A 23697-nucleotide genomic window follows, 5' to 3' on the forward strand; every position below is an offset into this window, starting at 1 on the left:
ACAATAAGTTTTAACACAATTGATATTCCGGTGTACTCATCACTGCGATGGTTACTGTTTTAATGAACTGTTCCCTGGATGTAATGTCAGCGTAGTTTTCCAGGATTTGCCTGCTTACGTTTTTACTGTTCTGCAAAAGCGTATCAGCAATTGTGGCAGCGAGATCATCGCGCGTAACATCTTTGTAATCCTGCAGATAATCATCCCAATGAATAAGCCCTTTTATCTTTTTTGCGTATTGCTTTTTTGCAGCTTCATTCACTTCCTGGGTAGTTTTATAACTCCCCATTCCCATTTCCGGTGTGATCTCTTTGGGCTGAATATTGAAATCCTTTTCATAGAGTATCATGGATGGTAACTGCATGCGGTACATGAGACTCGAGCTATCTATCCAGTTGCGGCCACCGGGCCACCCCGCTACGTTTGGCGGGTAGAATAATGTTTGCCCCAATACCTGTTGAAAGGAGATCATCACTTCTTCCCTGTCAAAATCAACAGGGATAGTTCTGCGAAAACCTACCAGTAATTCAATAGGTGATTTGATATGTGTGCCGATAAGCTGACTATCGTAAAACCAGTCTGCCATGAAGATGTTGCGCATCAGTTCTTTGATATCATAACCGGAACTGTAGAATTTATCAGCAAGTGTATTGATTTTCTCAGCATCGGATGTCTGCTCATCTACAAAGAATTTATACACTTTGGCAGTGATGAAATGTGCGGTTGCTTTTTTTTCCAGTAGAATTTTCAACACATCATCACCATTGAAATTTCCTTGTTTACCCAACACGTTTTTTACACCCTCGTCATGTGTTTTTTCCCGGAACACAAAATTACCTTCTTCATCAAAAGCCCATCCTGTGAAGGCTCTGGCAGCTTCCTTTATATCCTGTTCTGTATAGTTACCACGACCCATGGTGAATAATTCCATCACTTCACGTGCGAAATTTTCATTGGGGTGTGCTTTCTTATTTTGTTGATTATTCAGGAACTGCAACATGGCAGGCGTCTTGGAAACAGCGGTGAGCAGATCGCCAAAATTGCCCAGGGCATTGACCCTGATCACATCCAGTAATTGCTGGTTGAACAGCACATTCTGTGTGCGGCAGGCAAAATGTCCGTGCCAGAAGAGGGCCATTTTTTCTCGCAGGGGATGTGTGCTGCGCACCATTTCATTCACCCATGATACGTTCAGGTCTTTGATGCCCTGCGTATTCATTTGCTGCACCATTTTGCGGGTATCTGCATCCAGGTCCTTTTTCTTTTTGTAGTCAGGAAGGTCGGACTGGTCAATGATCCTGATGGGAGTCGTCTCATCTTTGGCTGGGCCGATGAGGATCTTGCTGACAATTTGTTTACGGCGCTTATGGGTCCAATCGGCTATTACGGGATAGCGTTCTCCAAAGCCAGCCCTCCATGCAAGGTGCTGCATCTGTAATTTTTCAGGAACCATAGTTTTATTTTTAGATCAGGATCTGAATCTCCACACAGGATAACTACTACCTTTCTCAAAAATCTCTTTTTCTGATGGCAATTCCACGAATCCATCTGCCTGCAATAAAGCTGCCAGATCTCCGGAACCGTGGTAGGGTGGTGGCAAAGCGATGAGCTGGCCGCTGGCTACAGGGTGCAAACGCACTGGCATGAAATAGGTTAATGGCGGTTTGAAATGTACATCTGTTCCCAGAACAGCATATGGCTCAGGTGCTGCTGTAATTTGTAAGGAGGCTTTGAGCCAGGGTATTACGTAACGATAACAACACATGAACCCGGATACCGGGTTACCTGGTAAAGCAAATATGACCGGACCATTTTCAAAATACCCAAACAGGAAAGGTTTACCCGGGCGCTGTTGTACTTTATGAAATACCTGCTGCATACCCATCTCTTCCAATACCTGTGGCAGGTAATCGTATTTACCTGCCGAAACGGCTCCTGTGCAAATTAATACGTCGTGATCTGATAACGATCTTAATAATTGTTGTATTGCTGTTAAATCATCATTGACATGGTAATACGAAGCATGAATGCCCAGTTCAGTCTGCAATGCAGCAGCAAGTGTATAAGAGTTGGAAGTACGTACCTGGTGAATATCCGGTGTTTCTGATACAGGTACCAGTTCATCGCCGGTAGTGATGATGGCCACTTTGGGGAGGCGGCTTACGCTAACCATTGTTTTGCCTACAGCAGCCAGTACCCCTGTTTCCGCAGCAGAAATACGTGTACCTGCAGCGATCAATACCTGACCAGCAGCAGCATCGGTGCCCTGGCGGTGAATGTGTTGCCCCTGTGCTACCCCAGCTTTGATAGTAAAGCGACGGAAGCCATCATGCTCCGAGACTTCAAGATGTTCATATTGAATAACGGTATCTGTCAGTTCCGGCAAAATCGCGCCGGTCATCACTTCCAGACAATCGGCCATGCTTCCGAGTTGCTTACGCGGCATACCTGCGGCTTGCATGTCTTCTACACCAAATACAGTCTGACCTTTGGCGTAGGCCTCAAAATTAATGGCAATCCCATCCATCGCAACGCGATCATAGGGAGGAAAGTCACGATCGGATAATACGGGTTCGCGCAGGACCCTTCCGGTAGCGGAAGTAAATGGCACCTGCTCCATCCCGAAGTCTCTGGCTATCCCCATGACGGCAGCATAGGCAGCTATGACATCCATTAGCATATGTTAACAGCTTTCTTTGTAAATTTATTCTATTATGAGCAATGATTCAAGTAAACAAGGTTTTTCCCACCTAAATACAGCTGATCAACCAACGATGGTAGATGTAAGCGGCAAAATGGTGACGGAAAGAATTGCGGTGGCAGAAAGCAGGGTCTATTTGCCTGAGGTAATCCGGCAACAATTCAGTGGTTCGGATATTCAAACGGCAAAAGGAGCAGTGTTTCAGACAGCGATCCTGGCAGGTATTATGGCTGCAAAAAAAACGCCAGATCTTATTCCGCTTTGTCATACCTTATTATTGGAAGGTTGTAAAGTAGATATTCAACTGGAGGGGGAAGAAGCAGTAGTAAGGTGTACGATCAAGACTACCGGCAGAACGGGAGTAGAGATGGAAGCATTGACAGGTGCCAGCATTGCAGCTTTGACCATTTATGATATGTGCAAGGCTTTTTCTCATGATATGGAGATCAGGCAAACTAAATTAATCAGTAAAACAGGCGGTAAACGGGATTTCTGATGTCAGCTTTGTATGGATTGATATTATGTGGCGGGCGAAGCCTGCGCATGCAGCAGGACAAGAGTCAGCTGGATTATCACGGGTTGCCTCAATGGCAATACCTGGCGCAGTTACTGGCACCACTCACAGAGAAAGTATACCTCTCCTGCCGGGAAGACCAGGAATTGGAGACAGCGTTAGAAGTAATTATTGATAGTGTGGGGGATGCAGGTCCTGCAACAGGGATATTGAGTGCGTATAAAGCATTCCCGGAGAGAGCATGGTTAGTGCTGGCCTGCGATCTGCCTTTGATCAGTGCACAAAGTCTTGAGTTATTAATTGCTTCACGGGATAGGGCCAGAGAAGCCACAGCTTTTATCAGTTCATTTAAACAATCACCTGAACCATTGATGACAATATGGGAACCAGCGGGATTGAAAAGATTGGATCTTGAAAGAGGATGCCCCCGCAAAACATTGCTGAAAGCGGATATCGCATTAATAGAAAATCCGTTTGCAATAGAACAGTTTAATGCCAATACTCCTGCGGAAAGAGAAGAAGCGATCAAAACGATTATGGATGCGCAGCTACCCAGATAGCACCATCTTCGAAGAATTCTTTTTTCCAGATAGGCACTGTTTGTTTTAATGTATCGATAGCGTATTCACAGGCTTCAAAAGCCACGCCTCTGTGGGGTGCGGCGGCAGCAATGACAACCACTGTTTCGCCAGGCAATTTTTCTCCGGTGATGTGTAGAATAGCGATTCGTTTGATACCTAATGCTGAAATGGTATGACGGGCTATTTTCTCCATTTCGGCAATCGCCATTGGTTCATAGCATTCGAAAAATAACCTGACTACTTTTTTCCCCTGTGTTTCATTGCGCACATTACCCACAAAGAGTACTACACCACCACAATCCGGTGATTCCACAAAGTCCAGTGCCTGTTGCACATTGATATCAGCTGCGATCTTTACCAGGAAGTTCATATTTACATTTTTCATCCGCCACTTACGGGAGGTATTACAGCAATCTCATCACCGGGCAGTAATGCTTGCTCATCATTTGCATACACTTTATTCACCGCTATCATCAGCGAGCGTAGTTCCCGCAAGGCGGGGTATTGTTCATACAGCCATTCTTTCAGTGCTGCTACATCAGCAACCGCAGTAGTGGTGATAGTTGCCGCTCCGGCAATATCTTTTGCAATACCAAATAATAACACACGCATAGTTGTAGATAAAGCTACGATAATGTAGTAATTTACATACATGAAAATAAGAATTCGCGGGAACAGTATCCGCTACAGGTTGGATAAAACTGATATTGCCAGCTTGCAGGAACAGCAGCAGGTAGAAGAAATTACGAGGATTGGCGCCGGCACCCTGCATTTTTCTATACACGCAAAGGCAGGGGAACCTTCCATTGTAATGAATGCGAATAAAGTACAATTATTTTTGCCTGCGGATCAGGTTTCTACATGGACCAGCACTGAACAGGTAGGCTTTAAGCATGAGCTGCCCAATGCCGATGGCTCTGTATTACACCTGCTGATAGAAAAAGATTTTAAATGTCTGACCGAAAGAGATGAGGACGAAAGCCAGGCTTTCAATAATCCTGCGCAGAGTTGCTAATATATGTTGACAGACGCACATAATCGTATTATTAATTATATCAGGCTGGCAGTGACTGATCGCTGTAACCTGCGCTGTACCTATTGCATGCCGGAACAGATGCAGTTTCTGCAGCGAAAGGAACTGCTCACCAATGAGGAAATTCTCACACTTTTAAAACCGCTGGCAGCTGCTGGGATTAATAAATTACGGATTACGGGCGGTGAGCCTTTTCTTCGGAAAGACCTGATGCCATTGCTGGCAGCGTTGAAAGAGTTCATTCCTGATATTTCTATCACTACCAATGGGGTATTAACACAATCTTTTATTCCCCAGTTAAAAGCCTTAGGCATCCAAAAAATCAACCTGAGCCTGGATACCCTGCACAGAGACCGTTTCCTGGAGATCACGAGGAGAGATCAGTTTCCCGCTGTGATGCAGACTTTGCATAGCCTGCTGGAACATGATATGCAGGTAAAACTGAATGTGGTGATCATGGCTGGGGTGAATACGGACGAGCTGCCTGCCTTTGCAGCGCTGACCAAACATACGCCCATATCTGTACGGTTTATTGAAGAAATGCCTTTTAACGGGCAAGGGCATAGTTTTTCAGGTAATCAATGGAATTACCTGCGTATTCTTGACACCTTACAGGAGTTTTTTCCTCTGGAGAAATTGCCGGATGCACCACAGGCTACCAGTATAACCTACCAGATTCCTGGTCATCAGGGGCAGGTAGGCGTCATCCCCGCCTATAGCAGAACATTTTGTGGTACCTGCAACCGTCTCCGCATTACTCCCACAGGAGGATTGAAAACCTGCCTCTATGGTGGGGATGTATTAAATGTAAGGGATCTGCTGCGTAATGGGGCCAACAATGCTTTTATTATGAACGAGATCCGCCATGCCCTTGGGAATAGGGCAATAGATGGTTTTGCAGCAGAACGCCAGAACCAGCACTGGGATAGTATGTCTGTCATAGGCGGATAAATATAAATTTCCAATCCGAGCTTCCCCTTTTCTTTTCCTGACGTACCTTGTGTAAGGTCTGATATCGGATCAATTTGATAATGAAGCGATTAATTGGATGGTTACATCTCTGGCTAGGCCTTTCCTCTGGTCTGGTGGTTATTGTGGTTGCACTGAGTGGCAGCCTGTTGGTGTTTGAAGATGAACTGGAACACCTGTTTCAACCTTCTCTTTTTAGTGTTAATGCACCGGTAGGAGCCGAAAGAATGTCGCTGGATGCTTTGGCAGCGATCGTACACGATCAATACCCAGATTACAAACCGAATAATATTGAAATACAGCCTGTGGCCAACAGCACCGTTACCTTTTACCTGAAAAAGGGAAAGGCAAAAGGGCAATTGCTGATGGTGGTAACAGATCCTTATACCGGGAAAATCACGCATACTGCAGACCAGGATAAACGGTTCTTTGTGGTGGTGAAGAACCTGCACAGGTACCTTTGTATGGGTGAAACGGGTAAGATGATTACAGGTATTTCCTGTAGCATGTTTGCCCTTATCATCATCAGCGGATTAATTCTCTGGTGGCCGAAAAAGAATACCCGTAAGCAGCGGATGAAAGTAAAGTGGAATGCAAGTTTCAAAAGACTGAACTGGGATCTGCATGCGGTGTTTGGTTTCTATATTCACGTAGTTATTTTCATTACTGCACTCACAGGTTTGATATGGAGTTATAAGTGGGTGAATAACCTGCTGTTCTATGCATTTGATGGTAAGCCGCAGGCAAAGGTAGAAGTACCGGAAAGCAAGCCTGTAAAGGGAAATGAGATTGCCTGGTTGGATAAAATAGTAGCAGCAACCAACCAGCGACTAACATACAATGGTATAGTAAATATCCGTTTTCCTGAAAAGAAAGAGCAGGCGATCTCTGTAGGAAAAGAGAATACTGACAGGATCACCACGCATATTGTAGATGTACTGTATTTTCAGTCAGGCAGTGGTGCTTTTGTAGGCGATAAATTATTTGCCAATGATACAAAAGGTACACAGGCGAGAAGATTGGTTTACCCGATTCATACAGGAGGATTGCTTGGCTGGCCAACGAAGATATTGGCTTTTATATGCGCGCTCATTGCCGCATCACTGCCGGTAACGGGATTCCTGATCTGGTGGGGGAAGAAGCAGAAAAAACCTGTTGCAAAAAAACACTCAAGCCCAAAAGCAACTACAGCCTAATTAAATGAAGCATTCATGAAAAATCGCATTCTCCAACGGGCATGAAAATCATTTTCAGAAAAAGGAGGTTTTATTAAAAATAAAAAAACCGGATCCGTGATGCAGCGTGTTTTGTCTACGCAATTCTCAATGCATTAAAAGTACTTTTATCAGTAAGTGTTCATCTGCTCGTCTATATCATAAGCCCAGGCATGTATACCACCTGTTACATTATATACTTTTGGAAAACCGGCCGCATCCAGTTGCTGGGCAATCATCATACTTCTCATACCATGATGGCATAATACTGCGGTAGGTATATCTTTCCTCAGTTGCGGAAGCATACCACCTACCATACGCATTGGAATAAAGATGGCCTGTGGCAGTTTACAAATCTCCCATTCATCGGGTTCTCTTACATCGATTAACTGCACTTCTTTTCCTGCTTCTAACCACTGATGTAATTCCTGTACGCTGAGTGGTTTTACGCCACCTGTATCGCAGGGGATATCGTATTCTTCCATGAGTTGACTAATCGGTTGTCTTACTGGTTTGAACTGAAATACCTGGTGAATATTATTCAATGTATCGATGGTCAGTAACTGATTGGCTAATGGTTCTCCGATCCCACAAATGATCTTCACCACTTCATTTGCCTGATAGGTACCAATGATCCCTGGCAGTACACCTAATACGCCAATATCGCTGCAATTCTGCATCGTACCGGGTGCTGGTGGTTCGGGGAACAGACAGCGATATGTTGCGCTCCCTTTATAGTTGAATACACTTACCTGTCCTTCGTATTTATGAATCGCGCCGTATACAAATGGTTTGTTCAGCAGCACACAGGCATCGTTTACCAGGTAGCGGGTACCGAAGTTGTCAGAACAATCAACGATGACATCGTATGGAGTAAAAATATCCAGGGCATTCTCCGGCGAAAGCCAGGTATCGTGCGGCATGAATTGTACTTCAGGATTGAGTTGCTGTAATCGTTTGATAGCGGAGAAAAGCTTGGATTGGCCCTGTTCTGCGGTGTGGTATAAGACCTGTCTTTGCAGGTTGGTGATGGAAATTGTATCGTGTTCTACAATTCCGATTTTACCTACGCCCATTGCCGTTAGGTATTGTAATACGGGCACTCCCAATCCACCTGCGCCGATCACTAATATAGCTGCGTTATGTAATAATTCTTGTTTGGCAGGACCAAATCCTTCCAGTTTCAATTGTCTGTCATACCTCATGTTACTATGGCTTTACTCGTTTCGACATCAGGATATTATCTACATAAGATCCATCTGGCTGGCGGATGCCTTTTTGCATACGACCATATTCCATATAGCCAAAGTTACGGTATAACTGGATTGCTCTTTCATTATTAGCGAGTACCCCCAGCTGAATGATTTCTAATTGTGGATGTTGTTCTGCCCAGCGGGTGGCAGCCGTCATCATTCTCCTGCCGATGCCCATGTTCCAGTAACTGTGGAGGACACCAATACCCAGGTTGCCGATGTGTGCTTCTTTCGAGAAGGTGTTCTGGCGAATAGAAAGGGTGCCGATGGGTTGATGGCCTGCGAAAGCTAATAGCAACAGGTCGTTTGCATCTTTAGAAAAAGAATGGATGAATTCTCTTTCTTCTTCCACCGTCCAGGAGGCAGCTTCTTCGCGGGTATAAAGGAGGAAGTCTGTTTCGCTCATTAACTGGCGGAAATAGGATAGGAGTACCGGAGCATCGTCCAGTACGGCCTGGCGGAGTTCCAGGATTTGACCATTGGGGAGAAAATGCTGCATATTAGACACAAATGTAATAAGAAATAGGGCTGGATCGCAAGGAATTTGAGGTGGTGATGAAATGGGGGAATAAAAGATCTTGTCATGAAAAAGGGGGGCATTTCTTTAAATAAAAAGGCTATCCCATTTCTGAAATAGCCTTTTCCTTATAATGATACCTTTAATTATGCGATTTTGTCGCTGCCGAAATACGGTCTCAGCACTTCCGGAATCACAATACCTTCTGCTGTCTGGTTGTTTTCCAGGATGCAGGCCAGGATACGTGGCAGGGCCAGGGAGCTACCATTCAGAGAGTGCACCAGCTGAGGTTTGCCAGCACCATCTTTGAATCGGATCTTAGCGCGGTTAGTCTGATAAGATTCGAAGTTAGATACAGAGCTTACTTCCAGCCATTTCTGCTGTGCAGTGCTGTATACTTCGAAATCGTATGTGAGGGCAGAGGTAAAGCTCATATCCCCACCACACAGGCGCAAGATGCGGTAAGGCAGGTTCAGAGACTGAATCAGCTCTTCTACATGTGCTACCATTTCATCCAGCACTTCGTAAGATTTGTCAGGGTGAACAAGCTGTACCAGTTCTACTTTGTCAAACTGATGCAGGCGGTTCAGGCCACGTACATCTTTACCATAGGAGCCGGCTTCACGACGGAAACAAGGCGTATACCCTGTCATGCGTACAGGCAGGTCTGTATCTTTCAGGATCTCATCGCGATAGATGTTGGTAAGTGGTACTTCGGCAGTTGGGATCATATAGAAACCATCTTCGCCGATGTGGTACATCTGACCTTCTTTGTCTGGTAACTGACCAGTGCCATAGGCAGAAGCTTCGTTTACCATGTGAGGCACCTGGTATTCGGTGTAGCCCTTGCTGATATTAAAATCCAGGAAGTACTGGATCATAGCACGTTGTAAGCGGGCACCTTTGTTTTTGTAAACAGGGAAACCGCTACCGGTGATCTTATTACCGAGTTCGAAGTCGATGAGGTCGTATTTTTTAACCAGATCCCAGTGAGGAACAGCTCCTTCATAAAGAGTAGGAATAGTTCCGCCTTTGCCTGTTTCCAGGTTCTCTTCCGGGGTTTTGCCGGGAGGAACGATGGCAGCAGGGAGGTTAGGGAGTTGTACCAATGTATCGTGCAGCAGCTTTTCAGTGGCTATCAGCTCCTCATTGATAGGTTGTAATTTCTCTTTTAATGATGCTACTTCCGATTTGCGCAGATCAGCAGTATCTTTCTGACCCTGAGCCATGAGCTTACCGATTTCTTTTGAAGCGGAGTTTACCTGGGCTTGGGTCTCATCATATTCCAGCGTCAGCTTTTTGCGCTTGTCATCCAGTGCCAGTACTTCCTCAACGATCTGGATTTCTTTGAAGTTTTTCAAAGCCAGACGTTCCAGTACCAGTTCTTTGTTTTGACGAATGAACGGAACTTGTAACATTTTACGATCAATTAATTTTGCCAAAGATAAGAGAAAGCGTTAAAAAACCTCTTCCGCCTTTAGCAGAAGAGGTTTTTTAAGTATTGCGGGGCCTGCGGCCTGCTTTTTAAATTAACTTAAGTATTTTCCTACAATTGGAACCCTTCTACCTACACCAAATGCCTTCGACGATACCCTGATAATAGGGCAGAATTGATTCCTTTTATATTCATTATTATTCACCATTTTGAGCGTACGGGCTACCAGCGCAGCATCAAATCCCTGAGCGATAATCTCTTTGGGGCCTTGTCTGCGTTCTATATATTGGTAAAGTATTTTGTCCAGCACCGCATAATCCGGCAGGCTATCACTATCCTTTTGATTAGGACGTAATTCTGCAGAAGGGGCCTTGTCAATGATGTTCTGGGGAATGATCTCACCATTGCGGTTGATGTACCTTGCCAACGCATATACCTGCATTTTGTACACATCTCCCAATACAGAGAGGCCACCGGCCATATCACCATACAGGGTACCATATCCTGTGGATAACTCACTCTTGTTGGAGGTATTCAGGAGAATGTAACCGAATTTATTGGACAATCCCATCAGCAGATTTCCCCGGATACGGGATTGAGTGTTTTCTTCTGCTACGTTGAATGGCAGGCCCTGGAAATAAGGTTGCAGGGTTTGCAGGAAGGTTTCGTAAATATCATTGATGCGAATGATGTCGTAGGGATTATCTAAGTTTTTAGATAAGGCCACGGCATCATCTACGGAATGTTCTGTTGAATAAGGGGAAGGCATCAGGATCGCACGCACATTTTCCTTGCCCAGTGCTTCTACGGCCAGGGCCAAAACTACTGCGCTATCTATACCACCTGAAGAACCCAGGATGGCTTTTTTGAAGCCCATTTTACGGAAGTAATCCTTGATGCCCAGTAAGATAGCCTGGTGAATGCGATCTATGTTATGGTTAAACAATAATTCTGTAACAGGATGGTAGGGTTTTGCAGGAACAGGGTTGGCTGCATTTTGCAAAGGCTCCAGCTCCAGACCATCGATGGCTTCAGTGAAGTAAGGGAATTCCTTTACAATATTGCCCTGTGCATCGAAGATGAGAGAGCCGCCATCGAATACAATCTCCGTCTGGGAACCGACTGTGTTACAGTAGAACATAGGCAATTTGTACTTGCGTACATTGGCGCGGATGATCTCTTTGCGGTCTTCGTCGTGATCGTAATCAAAAGGAGATGCAGAGAGATTGATCATTACATCCGGTTGTTGCTCCATGAGCTGATCCATGGGACAGATACGGTAAAGCGGGTTGTCTCCCAGGTTCCAGATATCTTCGCAGATGGTGACAGCCAGTTTTTTGCCTTTGAACGGAATGACGTTCCAGGAGAAGGAGGGTTCGAAGTAGCGGTATTCGTCGAATACGTCGTAGGTAGGGAGCAGGGTTTTGTGAATGATCTGCTTTACCTCACCTTCGTATAGAAACCAGGCTGCGTTGAAGAGGTCTTTGCCTTCGGATGCCGGGTTACGGCAGGGGCCACCTACCAGTACGGCTATATTTTGAGTATGTGCCTTTATTTTGTCGATGGCAGCATAGCATTGTTGAATGAAGTCTTCGAATTCCAGGAAGTCTCTGGGAGGGTAGCCACTGACACACAGTTCAGAAAAGACTACGAGGTCTGCGCCCTGCGCTTCCGCTTCCTTGATCCCATTCAGTATCTGCTGGGTATTCCATTCGAAATTGCCTATGTGATAGTTTTGTTGAGCCAGAATAATTTTCATCTGTAATAGCGTTGGACTGACACAAATTTCCTGATTTTAAATTAAAAAATCGCTGTCGCCTTTGGCAACAACGATTTTTTTGGTGTTTTGGCCTGTGGCCAGCCTAAAGAATATTAAAAGAAAAGACCCAATTTCAGGGCAATACTATTCATATTTACCTTTCCATCATTCCACTTTGCGTTCCTTGTCACATCTATAAAGCCATTCCTGTAATCTAGTCCCACCACACCTGTCAAACTCTCTCCCAATGGATATTCTACACCTGCCCCTATTAGTAAACCAATATTCACAGGCTGTGAATCTCTCAGTACATTCACCTTGTTATAAGTCTGTGTCAGGCTTACAACATCGGCACGACCTCTTACCGGGAAACCCAAATAAGTACCGAACTGACCAAAGATATTTACTCCTGGCGCCGTTTCTGCCTTGAGTTTCAATGCCAAAGGCACTTCTACATAAGTCGCCTTGATATTATATTCAGCCGGATTTGCCTTGTATTCGTCCAGGCCTTTCCCTGCATCGTATTTCAGTTTGCTACCTGCAGTGGTGATTTGTAACCCGGTAGCAAAGGCATAATGCCCTTCTTCATCCAGCAGAAAATCGGCCATTACCCCAAAACTGATCCCGAATCTACCTGCATTTCTATCTACTCCGGATTCCTGTGGTACCAGCAATGATACTGTTGGATCCAGCCGAAAACCCAGCCTTACCCGGTGCTCCTTTACATAATAACCACGTTGTGCGTTGCTTATCAATGCAATATTTAAAAGCAGGATCACCAAAAATGCCTTTCTCATGATAATTTTATCTTTTTTTTAATAGAAGGTATATAATATTTTTACTGCTCAGTAGTTTAGTAGAAGTATGCAAAATAAGACTAATAAATTAACCGGTATTTGTCAGCAGATATGGCTCTATATATTCTTATTGTCCTGCCTGACCGCATGTACACATAAAAACGTACCAGATGTAAGTAAAATTGCTATCAGTGTACATATTGACCGTTTTGATCGGGCGCTGGACAAGTTGGATACAGCCAACATCATCCCTGCTTTACAAAAACTGGATCAGCAATATCCTAGTTTCCTGCCTAGTTTTATTGAGCATATTATGAATTTCGGACCTTATTCAGATACAGGTAACCTGGTGTTGCTGCAGACTAAAATGCTTGTTGGAAATAAGGATTTTCGTCTTTTGCAGGATTCTATCAATGTCCATTTTAAGGATGTAAAAAATATTGAAGAGGAACTGGCGCAAAGCTTTAAGTTCATTAAATACTATTTCCCAAAATTCCAGCCACCTACCAAAGTTGTAACTTTTAGTTCTATGATCAGCAATTATGGCGCTGTGACTGTAGATTCTACTTTAGGTATCGGGTTGGATATGTACCTGGGAGCGGATTTCCCGATTTACGCGATGTTGCCGGATTATCCTGGGTATATGGTAAGAAAGTTTTCTCCTGAATACCTGGTACCTAACTGTATACAGGTGCTGGCACAGGAATTATATCCTGGTGGTCAGCCTGGCGATAAGCTGGTGATTCAATTGGTGGATGCTGGCAAGCACCAGTATTTTATGGAACAGGTGATGCCTTATACCGATGACAGTCTGAGACTTGGTTATACCGGTGAGCAGGTGAAATGGTGTTTTGAGAATGAGCAAATGATCTGGCAGTATTTTGTACAGCAGGATCTGTTGTATAAATCTGATTGGCAAAACAATATGCACTTTATGAATGACGGGCCATCTACCCAGGGCATGCCGGAGGGTTCACCGGGAAGAATTGGTTCTTTTGTGGGTTGGAGAATTGTGCAGGCTTACATGAAATCACATCCGGAAGTGACTTTGCAACAACTGATGGATAACAAAGATGCGATGACCATTTTCCAGCAATCCAAATACAGACCGAAATAAAGCATTCATGAAAGAGGGAATGCAAGCCTCTCTTTCAACAAAAGCGGTGGTGCTGAGAAATCAGCCCACCGCATATATATGCTCAACGTAAACAATAAATACCGGATTGGGCAGATTCAGCCTTTCGGCTAAAAGCTATTACGCATTGGAAAATATCCTTTTGCCCAATCCCAGCTCCGCTCTCGTCTTGAAAAAAGAGTACTGGAATAAAAATTTCAGTACCTGTAGCATATCAGTTAACCCCAAATGTCACGAAACGTAATGCCCTATCTCTTTGCTTTATAATTATTTGCTTGTGTTTCCAACGATTACGACACAAATATAAGGACTATTTCCGAAAATAGTACAATATAATATACACATCACAATACTACTTATATTATTAAGTTGATTGTAATAAACTTAGTTTGTTAATTGCAATATGGGTAAAGAAAAGAAGGAGCCTAAAAAGAAGGCGGTGCTTGGTCATTTTGATCACGATATTTTCCTCGAAGAATTAGGAAAACGCATAAAATTTTTAAGAAAAGACCGTGGATTCAGGTCTTACGAGACATTTGCTTATGATATTGACATCTCCCGTGTTGGAATGTCAAGGTACGAATCAGGAAAGTTTGATGATATCCGTCTAAGCACCCTCCTGAAGATCATTGATGGGCTTGAAATGACACCGCAGGAATTCTTTGCGGAAGGTTTTACCGTTATCACGAAGTCTGCTTCTGAATAAATTCATTCAAGCCGCCGTTATTTACCTCTTAGCTGTTTTACCATTTCGGCAGTGACGGTTGTTTCTTCATGATTGAACCTATCCTTGATATATGCCACTATAGATGCTACTGCCTGATCATCCAGGAATGCACCATGTGCCGGCATCACACCATCGAAGGTTTTTCCATTCACAACAATCTTTCCTTTTAATCCATTCAGTACGATGCTGATCAATTGTTCCCTGGTACCTGCAAGATAAGGAGAGCCTGCTAATGCTGGGTAGCGGTTATTATCTCCTTTTCCATCCCGTTGGTGACAGGTAGCGCAATAAGAATTGTATAGCATCCAGCCATGCATTTCACTGGCTTTGCCTACCATATCCAGTAGGGGATCTGGTGTCTTGATATAAGTACGTGATTTTCGTGCTTCCATCGCCGTGAGTTGCCCCGTATTGAAGGTTTGTTTATCGCCTATATACATCACTCTCCATATTCTTCCTTTGTTAGATTCTGCTATGTACAGGGAGCCATCCGGGCCAGTAGCCAGGCCCATGGGGCGATAGCGGGCATCGCTGGTATTGAATACGGTATCTGTGCCGGTGAAGCCATCTGCGAATACTTCCCACTTACCAGTGGGCTTGCCTTTTTCAAAAGGAACAAAACATACGATGTAACCAGCCTGTGGATAAGGCGCTCTGTCTGTAGAGCCGTGAAAAGCCACGAAGCAGCCATTCTTATATCTTTCAGGAAACTGATTGCCTTCGTAGAATAAGAGATCCATTGGTGCCCAGTGGCCGGGAAAGCCCATGAGGGGTACATCAAAACTATCAGCTCTGGCCGTGATCTTTCCATCGCCACCATAAGCGGGCGACAGGATGTTTTTGCCCTGCATATGATCATAATAAGCATAGGGCCAACCAAAATTGGAATGTGGTGTTACTTTCAGCAATGGTTCAGAAGGTAGTACTGCTGCCTGCCAGGCGGAGAATAGATTCGGGTAGCGGTTATGGAAGTTATCCATACCATTCATGGCAACATATAATGTATGGTCCAGCGGACTCCAGGCCAGGCCCAGGGCACTACGAATGCCTGTAGCATACAATTCGCCATCATCCTGTGTCTGCCCTTTTTTGTCGGCATCAAATTGCCAGATACCGCCATGTTTCTGTAGGTCAGGTGCGGGATCAAGGCCTTTGCCACCGGGCATTCCGGCAGGACCTGCAGTGTTTATATCCTGTGCAGCATCTGTAGGTGCACCAAATGGAACATAAATATGGCCATCATGATCGAAGGCCAAAGGTTTTGCGCTATGCCAGTGTTTAAAGAGGGCAGTATCTGTATCGGTGATGATGGTATCTGTTGGGGCATCTGGTATTAACTGACCAGGGCTAAGTTTAGTACGTAATACATATTTAACGGTCGAGAAATACAGATACCCTTTGTAGATATTCATGCCTGCGGGTAACCCTCCTTCATCCTCGTAGTCACCAAAATAAGCCACGACATCTGCTTTGCCATCTCCGTTTTTATCCCTAAGGACTACCGTGCCTCCACGCCCTTCCAGTTGTTCATTGTAGGCTAGTTTCACATAGATATCCCCATTTCCATTTACTGCCAGGTGACGAGCCGGTCCTATACCTTGCGTCACTGTTACTGCAGCAAAACTATCTGGTAAGAGCAGACCTCCGTTATCAGGATCGGGTATGGGTAAAGCAGGAGGATGTACAACAGAAGATTTACAATGGGAAAATGCCAGCAATAGCAGGAGAAGGGAACGAGACATGGAATCTTGATTTTGGTAGACCTGTGCGAAAATAACATTCATGAAAAAGAGAGATTCATCCAAAAAAGATGAAACCTATTTTCAGCAAAATAGCCATCAGGCAGTTGCCTGCCATAGCCAATAAGACCTGTATATTCAGTAAATCAATTTAGCTTAAAGGGCACAATCATTTGAAACTCCGGGATTTTAACCTCGAACAGTTTTTTGTTAAGTTGATTTTCCATCTGGTAGGTACCATACATTTTTCCGATCTCTGTACGCAGGTTGGAACCTGATACGTACTGATAGCTTTCGGTGGGGGCCAGTAGTGGTTGTACACCAACTACGCCTTCTCCTTCTACTTCACGGTGTGTACCGTTAGAGTCAATGATGTACCAGTGACGGCGCAATAACTTTATGGGAAAGGTATTATTGTTTTCGATAGTAATACGGTAGGCGAACATAAATTCACTACCAATCGGATTAGAATAATCCGGTTGATAAAATGTTTCCACGCTGATGGTGATTCCGTCTGTTACTTTTTTTACCATAGAACACCTCCGTTTCACGTAAAAATAAGCAAAATATATCCAGTGTTGTTAAAAATTTAATGCGGGCTCAGACTTTAACACTTTCTTGTAAATTACTTAAATATTTGCCTATCAAGCACTTAACTAAATACCACCCTGCTCGTAATACTTGTATTGTTCTCCGCGGCCCGGGCTGCTACCTCAAAACGGTTTGCGTAGTACCCTACTTTTTTACATTCCCAGAGGTAACGCCAGAGAAAGGGGATCAGGCCCAGCTCCTGGTATTGCATAATATGACACACTTCGTGGCGCACCCACCATGGCTGGCGCAAAAATTCCTTACGGGTTACGCCATGGAGATGAATGGTTTTTCCAATTACCATGGCAATGGATGTGCTTTTCATCCGGCGGGCAGCCAGATGGGCTATGAATGACCTCTCTTTGATATGGCAGACAAGTTTTTCCATTACATTATAAAAATACGAATCAATTTTTTATATCCGTCGCAGCGGCAAAAATCATGCGCAGTCAAGGTATCACCTTAATAAATACAAAATGCTTTTGCCATGAGCAAAAGCATTTTGTATCCAATAGTTAGCTAATTTTCTACAATGAAAATCTCCTGGAGATATTGAATCCCCATCTAAACTGACCTTGTAACCAGGAAGTGGTGGTTTCAGGAATGAACTGATTTTCCAGTATAGCAGTTGAGTTGGTAAAGTTGATATGGAATACGTGTCCACCGGTCTCGATCTCCAATCCTACTGACAGTGGGTTGTACAATTCACGACCTTGTTTCTTGAAATAATCTTTCGTTTGCTGACTGCGGAAGGGGTAGAAGTATTCCACCAGTAATGCCATGCGGTTGCTGAATTTCAAACGGCCGCCGCCGCCAATTGCGAAGACGTCATTTTCGTCCATATACGTTACCCGGTTGCGGTGAACCAATGTAGGTAAGAGTGCCAATGACAGGCTGCGATTGAATTTCCGGCCAATGATCACCTGTCCGGTATAAGATACGCGATCACTGAATTTATCAAAATAGGCAGCATCAGATTTTACGGTGCTGGATGTTGCACCGCTGGCTACGGTATTGCCAAAGAGTGTAACAGTAATGGGTATATGATCATCAGTTGTCTGTGTGATCAGCTGGTACTTGGCCAGGGCTTCATATAGCTGGGTAAGACCGCCAGACCCTTTTGAGCGGGATAAACCCAGCATCAGGCGATCGCTTACCCCATATTCAAATGCGATACGGATATCGGAAGAGTTGTCTAACCCAAACGCTGTTTTACCACCACCGAATTCACCGCCGATATCACCAAAGCGGTGATCTACACGAAAATCCAGTTCATGCTTTTTAAGAGTTTCTATTGAATTGCCCTGAATGATACGGGTCGATTTGAATGTTGCAATAACAGGTTCATGCTTCCTAATACTATCCTGAAACATGTTGGCCAGATCATCCTGCGCAAAAGCGCTCAGGCTGCAGCCACAGCCCAGCAATAACAGATATATTTGCTTCATAGAAGAGTTGTGTGTGTGTGTGTGTTGTTTTAAATGGTTCAGGATGCTGGTAAATAGGCCCCTTTTACGGTGACTTCTATTACCTCTGCAATGTTTTTCACTACGAGCGTTGGTACTTTGATTTTGTGATCTACCAATTTCACATTGAATTTGGCATCGAGGCTTGGTTTACCGTCTTTGACGGTGATGGTTCCTTTTTCGTGATACACTTTATCTACACCGTGCATATTCATTGTGCCTTCTACTATTACAGGATAGGTGCCATCCTTATGCAGGTCGGGCACTTCCAGGATTTTCCCTTTAAATTCTGCAGTAGGATATTTGTCGCTTTCCAGGTAGTTTTCATTGAAGTGTTCTTCCATCAGTGACTTTTTGAATTTAAAAGTGTTGATGGTTACTTTAAAGTATACGGCACCTGTTTTTCCATTGATGGCGGATACGGCTTTATTGGTTACAGCATCAATGTCTTCCATGGGCGTAGCTGAGAAGAAAGACAGGCTTGTGTTTTTGCAGGAATAGATGTCCTGTGCAAGGGTGCGCAGCTGTAACAAGAGCATGGTTGTCAACAGCACAATGCAATTTTTCATTGTTTTACTTTTTTAGGATTTTTTGAATAGCAACTTATTCAGGCATTCCATGAGAGATCCAGCAGTTGATAGAATCTTTCATACCCTGCCTTAATTTGGTAGAACCGGGAGGCATGTCGGCATCCGCACCCGTTACACGTGATTTCCAGAGGGTTTCATTGCTGGCGATGTAAGCCTTGATACCTGCGTAAGTGGTGAAATTTGTAGATGCTGTAGATCCGGTTCCTTTGTGGCATCCTCTGCTTGTACATTTATCTGAAACTGCGGTCAGAATGTAAGCAGAAGTGATAACTGCGGTGTCGCAAGCGTTAACAGTGATTCCTGAGTCGGGAGCTGGTGCTTTTTCGGCAGTACATCCGTAGACGAGCAGGCTTAATAATAACACTGCCAACACAAGTGTTTGGATAGGTCTTTTCATTTGGTCATTCAATGGCAGGTTTTGTCCGGCCAGGTCTTTTTAATATGGTCGCAAGATGGCTATTTTGAGTATTGACACGATTACATGTTGAAACAAATATAGAGGATATATTTATAACTAGTATTTCATTTTTCACGGGAAATTTGGGGGGATTTTTGCGGTGTAAAGGGTGTAGGTTGGTGTCTGCGCCCGTCTGATTTTTAAAGGGCCAGATTACAAAACTGCATTTTTAAAGAATAATGAAATTGATATATACATTACATTTGTTTCTATGAACATAGCGCAGTTATACGAAGTTTATCGCAATCATCCATCTATACAGACTGATACACGCCAGCTTAAGCAAGGCGACATTTTCTTTGCACTGAAAGGCCCCAATTTTAACGGGAACGCCTATGCAGCTGCCGCCCTGGAAGCAGGTGCTGTACTGGCAGTGATAGATGAAGCTGAATATAATACTCAGCCTGAAAGAATGATGTTGACGACAGATGTGCTGTCTACCCTGCAGCAGCTGGCCTTACATCACCGCAAGCAATTGAAAATTCCTTTCCTTGCTATTACTGGTACGAATGGCAAAACGACTACCAAGGAACTGGTAAGCACGGTGCTGGCAGCAGAGTTCAAAACAACCGCCACTATTGGCAATCTCAATAATCATATTGGCGTGCCACTAACCATTCTGCGTATACCTGCAGATGCTGAGATTGCAGTGATTGAAATGGGAGCGAATCATGAACATGAAATAGAAGCTTATTGCAAAATTGCACTGCCTACCCATGGTATCATTACTAATATTGGTAAGGCACACCTGGAGGGTTTTGGTAGTCCTGAAGGCGTGCGTCGTGCCAAGGGTGAGTTGTACGATTTTCTGAGAGCCAATGAGGGTACTGTATTTTTATGTAATGAGTATCCGTATTTGCTTGAAATGAGTAAGGGTATACCACAGGTGATCACTTACGGCCAGAAAGATGCCACATATACAGGTGATCCGATTGCTGATACTGCATTACTGAGTGTGAAAGTAACGAGTAATGAAGCGACCGGATTGATTCCTACACAACTGGTAGGTGCTTATAATTTTCCGAATGTAATGGCAGCAGTCGCTGTAGGTTTATACTTCAACATTCCGGGTGAAACGATTCGTGAAGCGATTGCGGGTTATGTACCTTCCAACAATCGTTCGCAGGTGATCAAACAAGGTACGAATACTGTGATCATGGATGCTTACAATGCAAACCCATCCAGTATGAAAGCGGCAATTGAAAACTTTGCTGGGATTGAAGCTGCACAGAAAGTACTGTTGCTAGGTGGTATGATGGAATTAGGTCCTGATAGTGTAGATGAGCACCAGGCCCTGGTCGATTTATTACAGCGCACTCATTGGCATGCCGTTGTATTGGTAGGTGGTGATTTCAGTAAGGTAAAGCATCCCTACATATATATGGAAACTGCGGCAGCAGCAGCTGAATGGCTGAGGCACCAGGAGTTTACGGATACGTATATATTGATTAAGGGATCGAGAAGTATGGGCATGGAGAAGGTCATTCAGTAAGTTCTTTGTTGTGATCTATTCCTGCTACGGCGGGAATAGATTTTATAATAAAAAAAGAGACCTGCAAGCTAAAAAACCCGCAGGTGTTCATAACCTATGCCAACTTTAGAGTATCTTGAAATACCTTACCTGTATTCATTTTCCAATGAATGAGGCAGATACAATATGTTTAAGGTAATTATTAGTGGTAGTCTTTTTCTTTTGGTTGTGTAATTTAAAATTCTTAGGTATATCGATAATGATCGTTTGCATTTCCCGAACATTCCCAAGTTACAAATCCTAACAAATAACTATGACGATTGTTTAAAAATGTTTTTCTTTTTGAAATTAACGTGTTTCCTACGGTGTCTGTAGAATACCTACGTAACCAGATAAAAGACGGATTTAAAAATTCTGGAAATTCTTAAAAAATTTCCTGGCAGAGTTCTATAAGCACGCCACTGGTATCTTTAGGATGTAAAAAGCATACTAATTTATTGTCGGCCCCCTTCTTTGGTTCGGGATTTAGCAGAGTAAAGCCTGCGGCAGCGAGGCGAGCCATTTCCGTATGAATATCAGCTACATCGAATGCGATGTGGTGCATACCCTCTCCCTTCTTTTCCAAAAAACGCGCAATCACACTTTCGGGGTTTGTTGGTTCCAATAATTCCACTTTTGTTTCACCTTTCCTGAAGAAAGCGGTCCGGACTGCTTCGCTGTCTACCTGCTCCTGTTTATAGCAGGAAGTGTTGAGCAGTGCCTCAAAGAGGGGAATGGATTTCTGTAATGACTGTACAGCAATACCTATATGTTCTACTTTTAGCATGTTAGCAAATTAACACAAAATGGCTAAATCCTGTTCGTGACGAATTCGTACCTTGATGGTAGCAATTCGTTAAATTTGTAGTATAAAATTTTGTGTATGTTGCAACTGCCTGTGTATTTAGATAACAATGCTACTACGCCCCTGGATCCAAGGGTGCTGGAAACGATGCTTCCGTTCTTTACGCAGCATTTTGGCAACGCCAGCAGCCGTCACCATGCTTATGGATGGGCTGCAGAAGCAGCGGTAGATCTGGCAAGAGAGCAGGTAGCTGCCCTGATAGGCGCGGATCCAAAAGAGATCATTTTCACTTCCGGCGCTACTGAAGCCGATAACCTCGCCCTGAAAGGTGTATTTGAAATGTACGCTGACAAGGGGAATCACATTATTACTACCGAAGTAGAACATAAAGCTGTACTCGATACCTGTAAGCACCTTGAAAAGTTGGGCGCATCTGTGACCTACCTGAAGGTGAATCGTGAAGGTATGATCGACCTGAAAGAGCTGGAATCTGCTATAACTGCTAAAACGATTCTCGTAGCTGTAATGTACGCCAACAACGAGATCGGATCAGTTAATCCTATCCGTGAAATCAGTGCGATTGCCAAGCGTCACGGGGTACTTATGATGAGCGATATTACGCAGGCTGCGGGTAAAATTCCTGTAGATGTAAACAAAGATGGCATTGACCTCGCTGCATTTAGCGCACATAAATTATATGGGACTAAAGGCATTGGTGCCTTATATATTCGTCGTAAATCACCCAGAGTAAAGGTTACTGCGCAAATGGATGGTGGCGGACATGAACGGGGTATGCGTTCCGGCACCTTGAATGTGCCTGCTATTGCAGGGTTTGGAAAGGCGTGTGAATTAGCCTTGCATGAAATGGAGGAAGAAGGAAAAAGACTGGGTGCTATGCGTGATAAACTGGAAAATGCGTTATTGCAACTGGAAGAGACTTATGTAAATGGTAGCCGCGCACATCGTTTACCACATGTAAGTAATATTTCATTCAGATATGTAGAAGGAGAGGCACTGCTGATGGGCTTTGGTAAGGAAGTAGCATTGTCTTCCGGCTCTGCCTGTACATCTGCATCGCCGGAACCCAGCTATGTACTGAAAGCACTGGGCCTGGGGGATGACCTTGCCCATTCTTCCCTGCGCTTTGGGTTGGGAAGATTCACAACTGAAGAAGAAATTGACTATACCATCAATGCTGTAACAGCAACCGTGAACAAACTGCGTGAAATCAGCCCCCTGTGGGAAATGTTCAAGGAGGGAGTGGACATGAACGCGATCGAATGGTCGCATGATTGATAATACGGAAAAATCTGGCCGGATGATTGCATAAACCAACTATAGGCGGCCAGGCAGCGGGTTGAAAATGATAATAGCCGCTGGATTATTTGATGCTTTATACTTATGCTTATGTCTTACGCTGAAAGAGTACTGGAGTACTACAACAACCCCAGGAACGCCGGCACGCTGGATAAAAATTCCCAGCATGTAGGTACCGGGTTGGTACATGTCTCGGAATACGTTGATGTGGTGAGGTTCCAGGTAGAAGTAAACCCTGTCACTCACGTAATCAGAGATGCACGATTCAAGACCTTTGGCTGTGGTTCAGCTATCGCGTGTTCTTCTATCGCTACTGAATGGATTAAGGGGAAAACAATTGAAGAGGCCTTCCGACTCGATCACATGGAGATTGTGGAAGCGCTGAGTTTACCGCCTTCAAAAATTCATAGTGCAATTTTAACAGAGGATGCTGTGCGGGCTGCGATTAATGATTACAGAACGAAGAATGGAATGGAGCCTGCAGTGGAAGAGTATGATGAAGAGCCGGCTGACTATTATGATGAAAGGGATTGATTGATTTTTATTTCTTGTCGTATTAAAATACATCCGGGGGGCTCCCCCCGGGT

At 44.2% G+C, this 23697-nt stretch carries 26 protein-coding genes; 10 read left to right on the forward strand and 16 right to left on the reverse strand.

The window, feature by feature from the left end:
- Positions 1-10: 10 nt before the first annotated feature.
- Positions 11-1453, reverse strand: a complete 1443-nt coding sequence (locus U0033_RS18970) for a DUF1800 domain-containing protein (protein ID WP_072364272.1) — start codon at positions 1451-1453, stop codon at positions 11-13.
- A gap of 15 nt (positions 1454-1468) precedes the next feature.
- Complete coding sequence (locus tag U0033_RS18975; RefSeq protein ID WP_083571766.1) at positions 1469-2674, reverse strand: molybdopterin molybdotransferase MoeA; 1206 nt, start codon at positions 2672-2674, stop codon at positions 1469-1471.
- A 40-nt stretch (positions 2675-2714) separates the two neighbouring features.
- Here U0033_RS18975 and moaC point away from each other — a divergent pair, with 40 nt between their 5' ends.
- Positions 2715-3197 carry a cyclic pyranopterin monophosphate synthase MoaC gene (moaC, locus tag U0033_RS18980; protein ID WP_072364274.1) on the forward strand — a complete coding sequence of 161 codons (483 nt, stop codon included), beginning with the start codon at positions 2715-2717 and terminating at the stop codon, positions 3195-3197.
- Entirely contained in the window at positions 3197-3775 is a 579-nt protein-coding gene (locus U0033_RS18985) for an NTP transferase domain-containing protein (RefSeq protein ID WP_072364275.1), read from the forward strand. Before moaC ends, U0033_RS18985 begins: the two co-directional genes overlap by 1 nt.
- Here the strand turns inward: U0033_RS18985 and U0033_RS18990 are convergent.
- Positions 3750-4181: a molybdenum cofactor biosynthesis protein MoaE gene (locus tag U0033_RS18990; protein WP_322518457.1), complete on the reverse strand. Its 432-nt coding sequence runs from the start codon at positions 4179-4181 to the stop codon at positions 3750-3752. The two genes, U0033_RS18985 and U0033_RS18990, sit on opposite strands and share 26 nt — an antisense overlap.
- The gene (locus tag U0033_RS18995; RefSeq protein ID WP_072364276.1) at positions 4178-4450 is read right to left on the reverse strand and encodes a MoaD/ThiS family protein; all 273 of its coding nucleotides are present in this window, start codon (positions 4448-4450) and stop codon (positions 4178-4180) included. Before U0033_RS18995 ends, U0033_RS18990 begins: the two co-directional genes overlap by 4 nt.
- Between U0033_RS18995 and U0033_RS19000 the strand changes: the two genes are divergently transcribed.
- The 3 genes from U0033_RS19000 (at position 4449) to U0033_RS19010 (ending at position 6994) form a co-directional block, all read left to right on the forward strand.
- Positions 4449-4811, forward strand: coding sequence for a DUF7009 family protein (locus tag U0033_RS19000; protein WP_072364277.1), 363 nt, complete (start codon positions 4449-4451; stop codon positions 4809-4811). The two genes, U0033_RS18995 and U0033_RS19000, sit on opposite strands and share 2 nt — an antisense overlap.
- Before the next feature lie 3 nt (positions 4812-4814).
- Complete coding sequence (gene moaA / locus U0033_RS19005) at positions 4815-5780, forward strand: GTP 3',8-cyclase MoaA (protein ID WP_072364278.1); 966 nt, start codon at positions 4815-4817, stop codon at positions 5778-5780.
- A gap of 80 nt (positions 5781-5860) precedes the next feature.
- Positions 5861-6994 carry a PepSY-associated TM helix domain-containing protein gene (locus U0033_RS19010; protein ID WP_072364279.1) on the forward strand — a complete coding sequence of 378 codons (1134 nt, stop codon included), beginning with the start codon at positions 5861-5863 and terminating at the stop codon, positions 6992-6994.
- 149 nt (positions 6995-7143) lie between these two features.
- On the opposite strand, the gene U0033_RS19015 is transcribed toward U0033_RS19010, so the two are convergent.
- From U0033_RS19015 to U0033_RS19035, 5 genes are all read right to left on the reverse strand, one after another.
- The gene (locus U0033_RS19015; protein ID WP_072364280.1) at positions 7144-8217 is read right to left on the reverse strand and encodes a HesA/MoeB/ThiF family protein; all 1074 of its coding nucleotides are present in this window, start codon (positions 8215-8217) and stop codon (positions 7144-7146) included.
- 4 nt (positions 8218-8221) lie between these two features.
- Positions 8222-8764 (reverse strand): GNAT family N-acetyltransferase, encoded by a 543-nt coding sequence (locus U0033_RS19020; protein ID WP_072364281.1) that lies wholly within the window; start codon positions 8762-8764, stop codon positions 8222-8224.
- Positions 8765-8928: 164 nt separating this feature from the next.
- The gene (gene serS / locus U0033_RS19025; RefSeq protein ID WP_072364282.1) at positions 8929-10200 is read right to left on the reverse strand and encodes a serine--tRNA ligase; all 1272 of its coding nucleotides are present in this window, start codon (positions 10198-10200) and stop codon (positions 8929-8931) included.
- Positions 10201-10311: 111 nt separating this feature from the next.
- Positions 10312-11976 carry an NAD+ synthase gene (locus U0033_RS19030; protein ID WP_072364283.1) on the reverse strand — a complete coding sequence of 555 codons (1665 nt, stop codon included), beginning with the start codon at positions 11974-11976 and terminating at the stop codon, positions 10312-10314.
- A 113-nt stretch (positions 11977-12089) separates the two neighbouring features.
- Positions 12090-12773, reverse strand: coding sequence for a porin family protein (locus U0033_RS19035; protein WP_072364284.1), 684 nt, complete (start codon positions 12771-12773; stop codon positions 12090-12092).
- A 67-nt stretch (positions 12774-12840) separates the two neighbouring features.
- Here U0033_RS19035 and gldB point away from each other — a divergent pair, with 67 nt between their 5' ends.
- Together gldB and U0033_RS19045 are read left to right on the forward strand one after the other, a co-directional pair.
- On the forward strand, positions 12841-13890 hold the full coding sequence (gldB, locus tag U0033_RS19040; protein ID WP_072364285.1) for a gliding motility lipoprotein GldB: 1050 nt from the start codon (positions 12841-12843) through the stop codon (positions 13888-13890).
- Positions 13891-14311: 421 nt separating this feature from the next.
- A complete protein-coding gene (locus tag U0033_RS19045) occupies positions 14312-14614 on the forward strand; it encodes a helix-turn-helix domain-containing protein (RefSeq protein WP_083571767.1) in 303 nt (100 codons plus the stop codon).
- Between the two features lie 17 nt (positions 14615-14631).
- Here U0033_RS19045 and U0033_RS19050 read toward each other — a convergent pair whose 3' ends face one another.
- From U0033_RS19050 to U0033_RS19075, 6 genes are all read right to left on the reverse strand, one after another.
- On the reverse strand, positions 14632-16377 hold the full coding sequence (locus tag U0033_RS19050) for a c-type cytochrome (RefSeq protein WP_072364325.1): 1746 nt from the start codon (positions 16375-16377) through the stop codon (positions 14632-14634).
- 143 nt (positions 16378-16520) lie between these two features.
- Positions 16521-16907: a Co2+/Mg2+ efflux protein ApaG gene (gene apaG, locus U0033_RS19055; RefSeq protein ID WP_072364286.1), complete on the reverse strand. Its 387-nt coding sequence runs from the start codon at positions 16905-16907 to the stop codon at positions 16521-16523.
- Positions 16908-17026: 119 nt separating this feature from the next.
- Positions 17027-17353, reverse strand: a complete 327-nt coding sequence (locus U0033_RS19060) for a DUF4157 domain-containing protein (RefSeq protein WP_072364287.1) — start codon at positions 17351-17353, stop codon at positions 17027-17029.
- Positions 17354-17492: 139 nt separating this feature from the next.
- Entirely contained in the window at positions 17493-18413 is a 921-nt protein-coding gene (locus tag U0033_RS19065; RefSeq protein ID WP_072364288.1) for a DUF5777 family beta-barrel protein, read from the reverse strand.
- A 38-nt stretch (positions 18414-18451) separates the two neighbouring features.
- The gene (locus U0033_RS19070; protein ID WP_072364289.1) at positions 18452-19000 is read right to left on the reverse strand and encodes a YceI family protein; all 549 of its coding nucleotides are present in this window, start codon (positions 18998-19000) and stop codon (positions 18452-18454) included.
- Positions 19001-19034: 34 nt separating this feature from the next.
- Entirely contained in the window at positions 19035-19418 is a 384-nt protein-coding gene (locus U0033_RS19075; protein ID WP_072364290.1) for a hypothetical protein, read from the reverse strand.
- 271 nt (positions 19419-19689) lie between these two features.
- Between U0033_RS19075 and U0033_RS19080 the strand changes: the two genes are divergently transcribed.
- Positions 19690-20970 (forward strand): UDP-N-acetylmuramoyl-tripeptide--D-alanyl-D-alanine ligase, encoded by a 1281-nt coding sequence (locus tag U0033_RS19080; RefSeq protein WP_072364291.1) that lies wholly within the window; start codon positions 19690-19692, stop codon positions 20968-20970.
- A 403-nt stretch (positions 20971-21373) separates the two neighbouring features.
- Here U0033_RS19080 and mce read toward each other — a convergent pair whose 3' ends face one another.
- Positions 21374-21775 carry a methylmalonyl-CoA epimerase gene (gene mce / locus U0033_RS19085; RefSeq protein WP_072364292.1) on the reverse strand — a complete coding sequence of 134 codons (402 nt, stop codon included), beginning with the start codon at positions 21773-21775 and terminating at the stop codon, positions 21374-21376.
- A 96-nt stretch (positions 21776-21871) separates the two neighbouring features.
- Here mce and U0033_RS19090 point away from each other — a divergent pair, with 96 nt between their 5' ends.
- Both U0033_RS19090 and U0033_RS19095 read left to right on the forward strand, forming a co-directional pair.
- On the forward strand, positions 21872-23089 hold the full coding sequence (locus U0033_RS19090; protein ID WP_317043312.1) for an IscS subfamily cysteine desulfurase: 1218 nt from the start codon (positions 21872-21874) through the stop codon (positions 23087-23089).
- A gap of 111 nt (positions 23090-23200) precedes the next feature.
- A complete protein-coding gene (locus U0033_RS19095) occupies positions 23201-23644 on the forward strand; it encodes an iron-sulfur cluster assembly scaffold protein (protein WP_072364293.1) in 444 nt (147 codons plus the stop codon).
- The last annotated feature ends 53 nt before the right edge of the window (positions 23645-23697 follow it).

This window comes from Chitinophaga sancti, assembly GCF_034424315.1.
Lineage (GTDB): Bacteria > Bacteroidota > Bacteroidia > Chitinophagales > Chitinophagaceae > Chitinophaga > Chitinophaga sancti.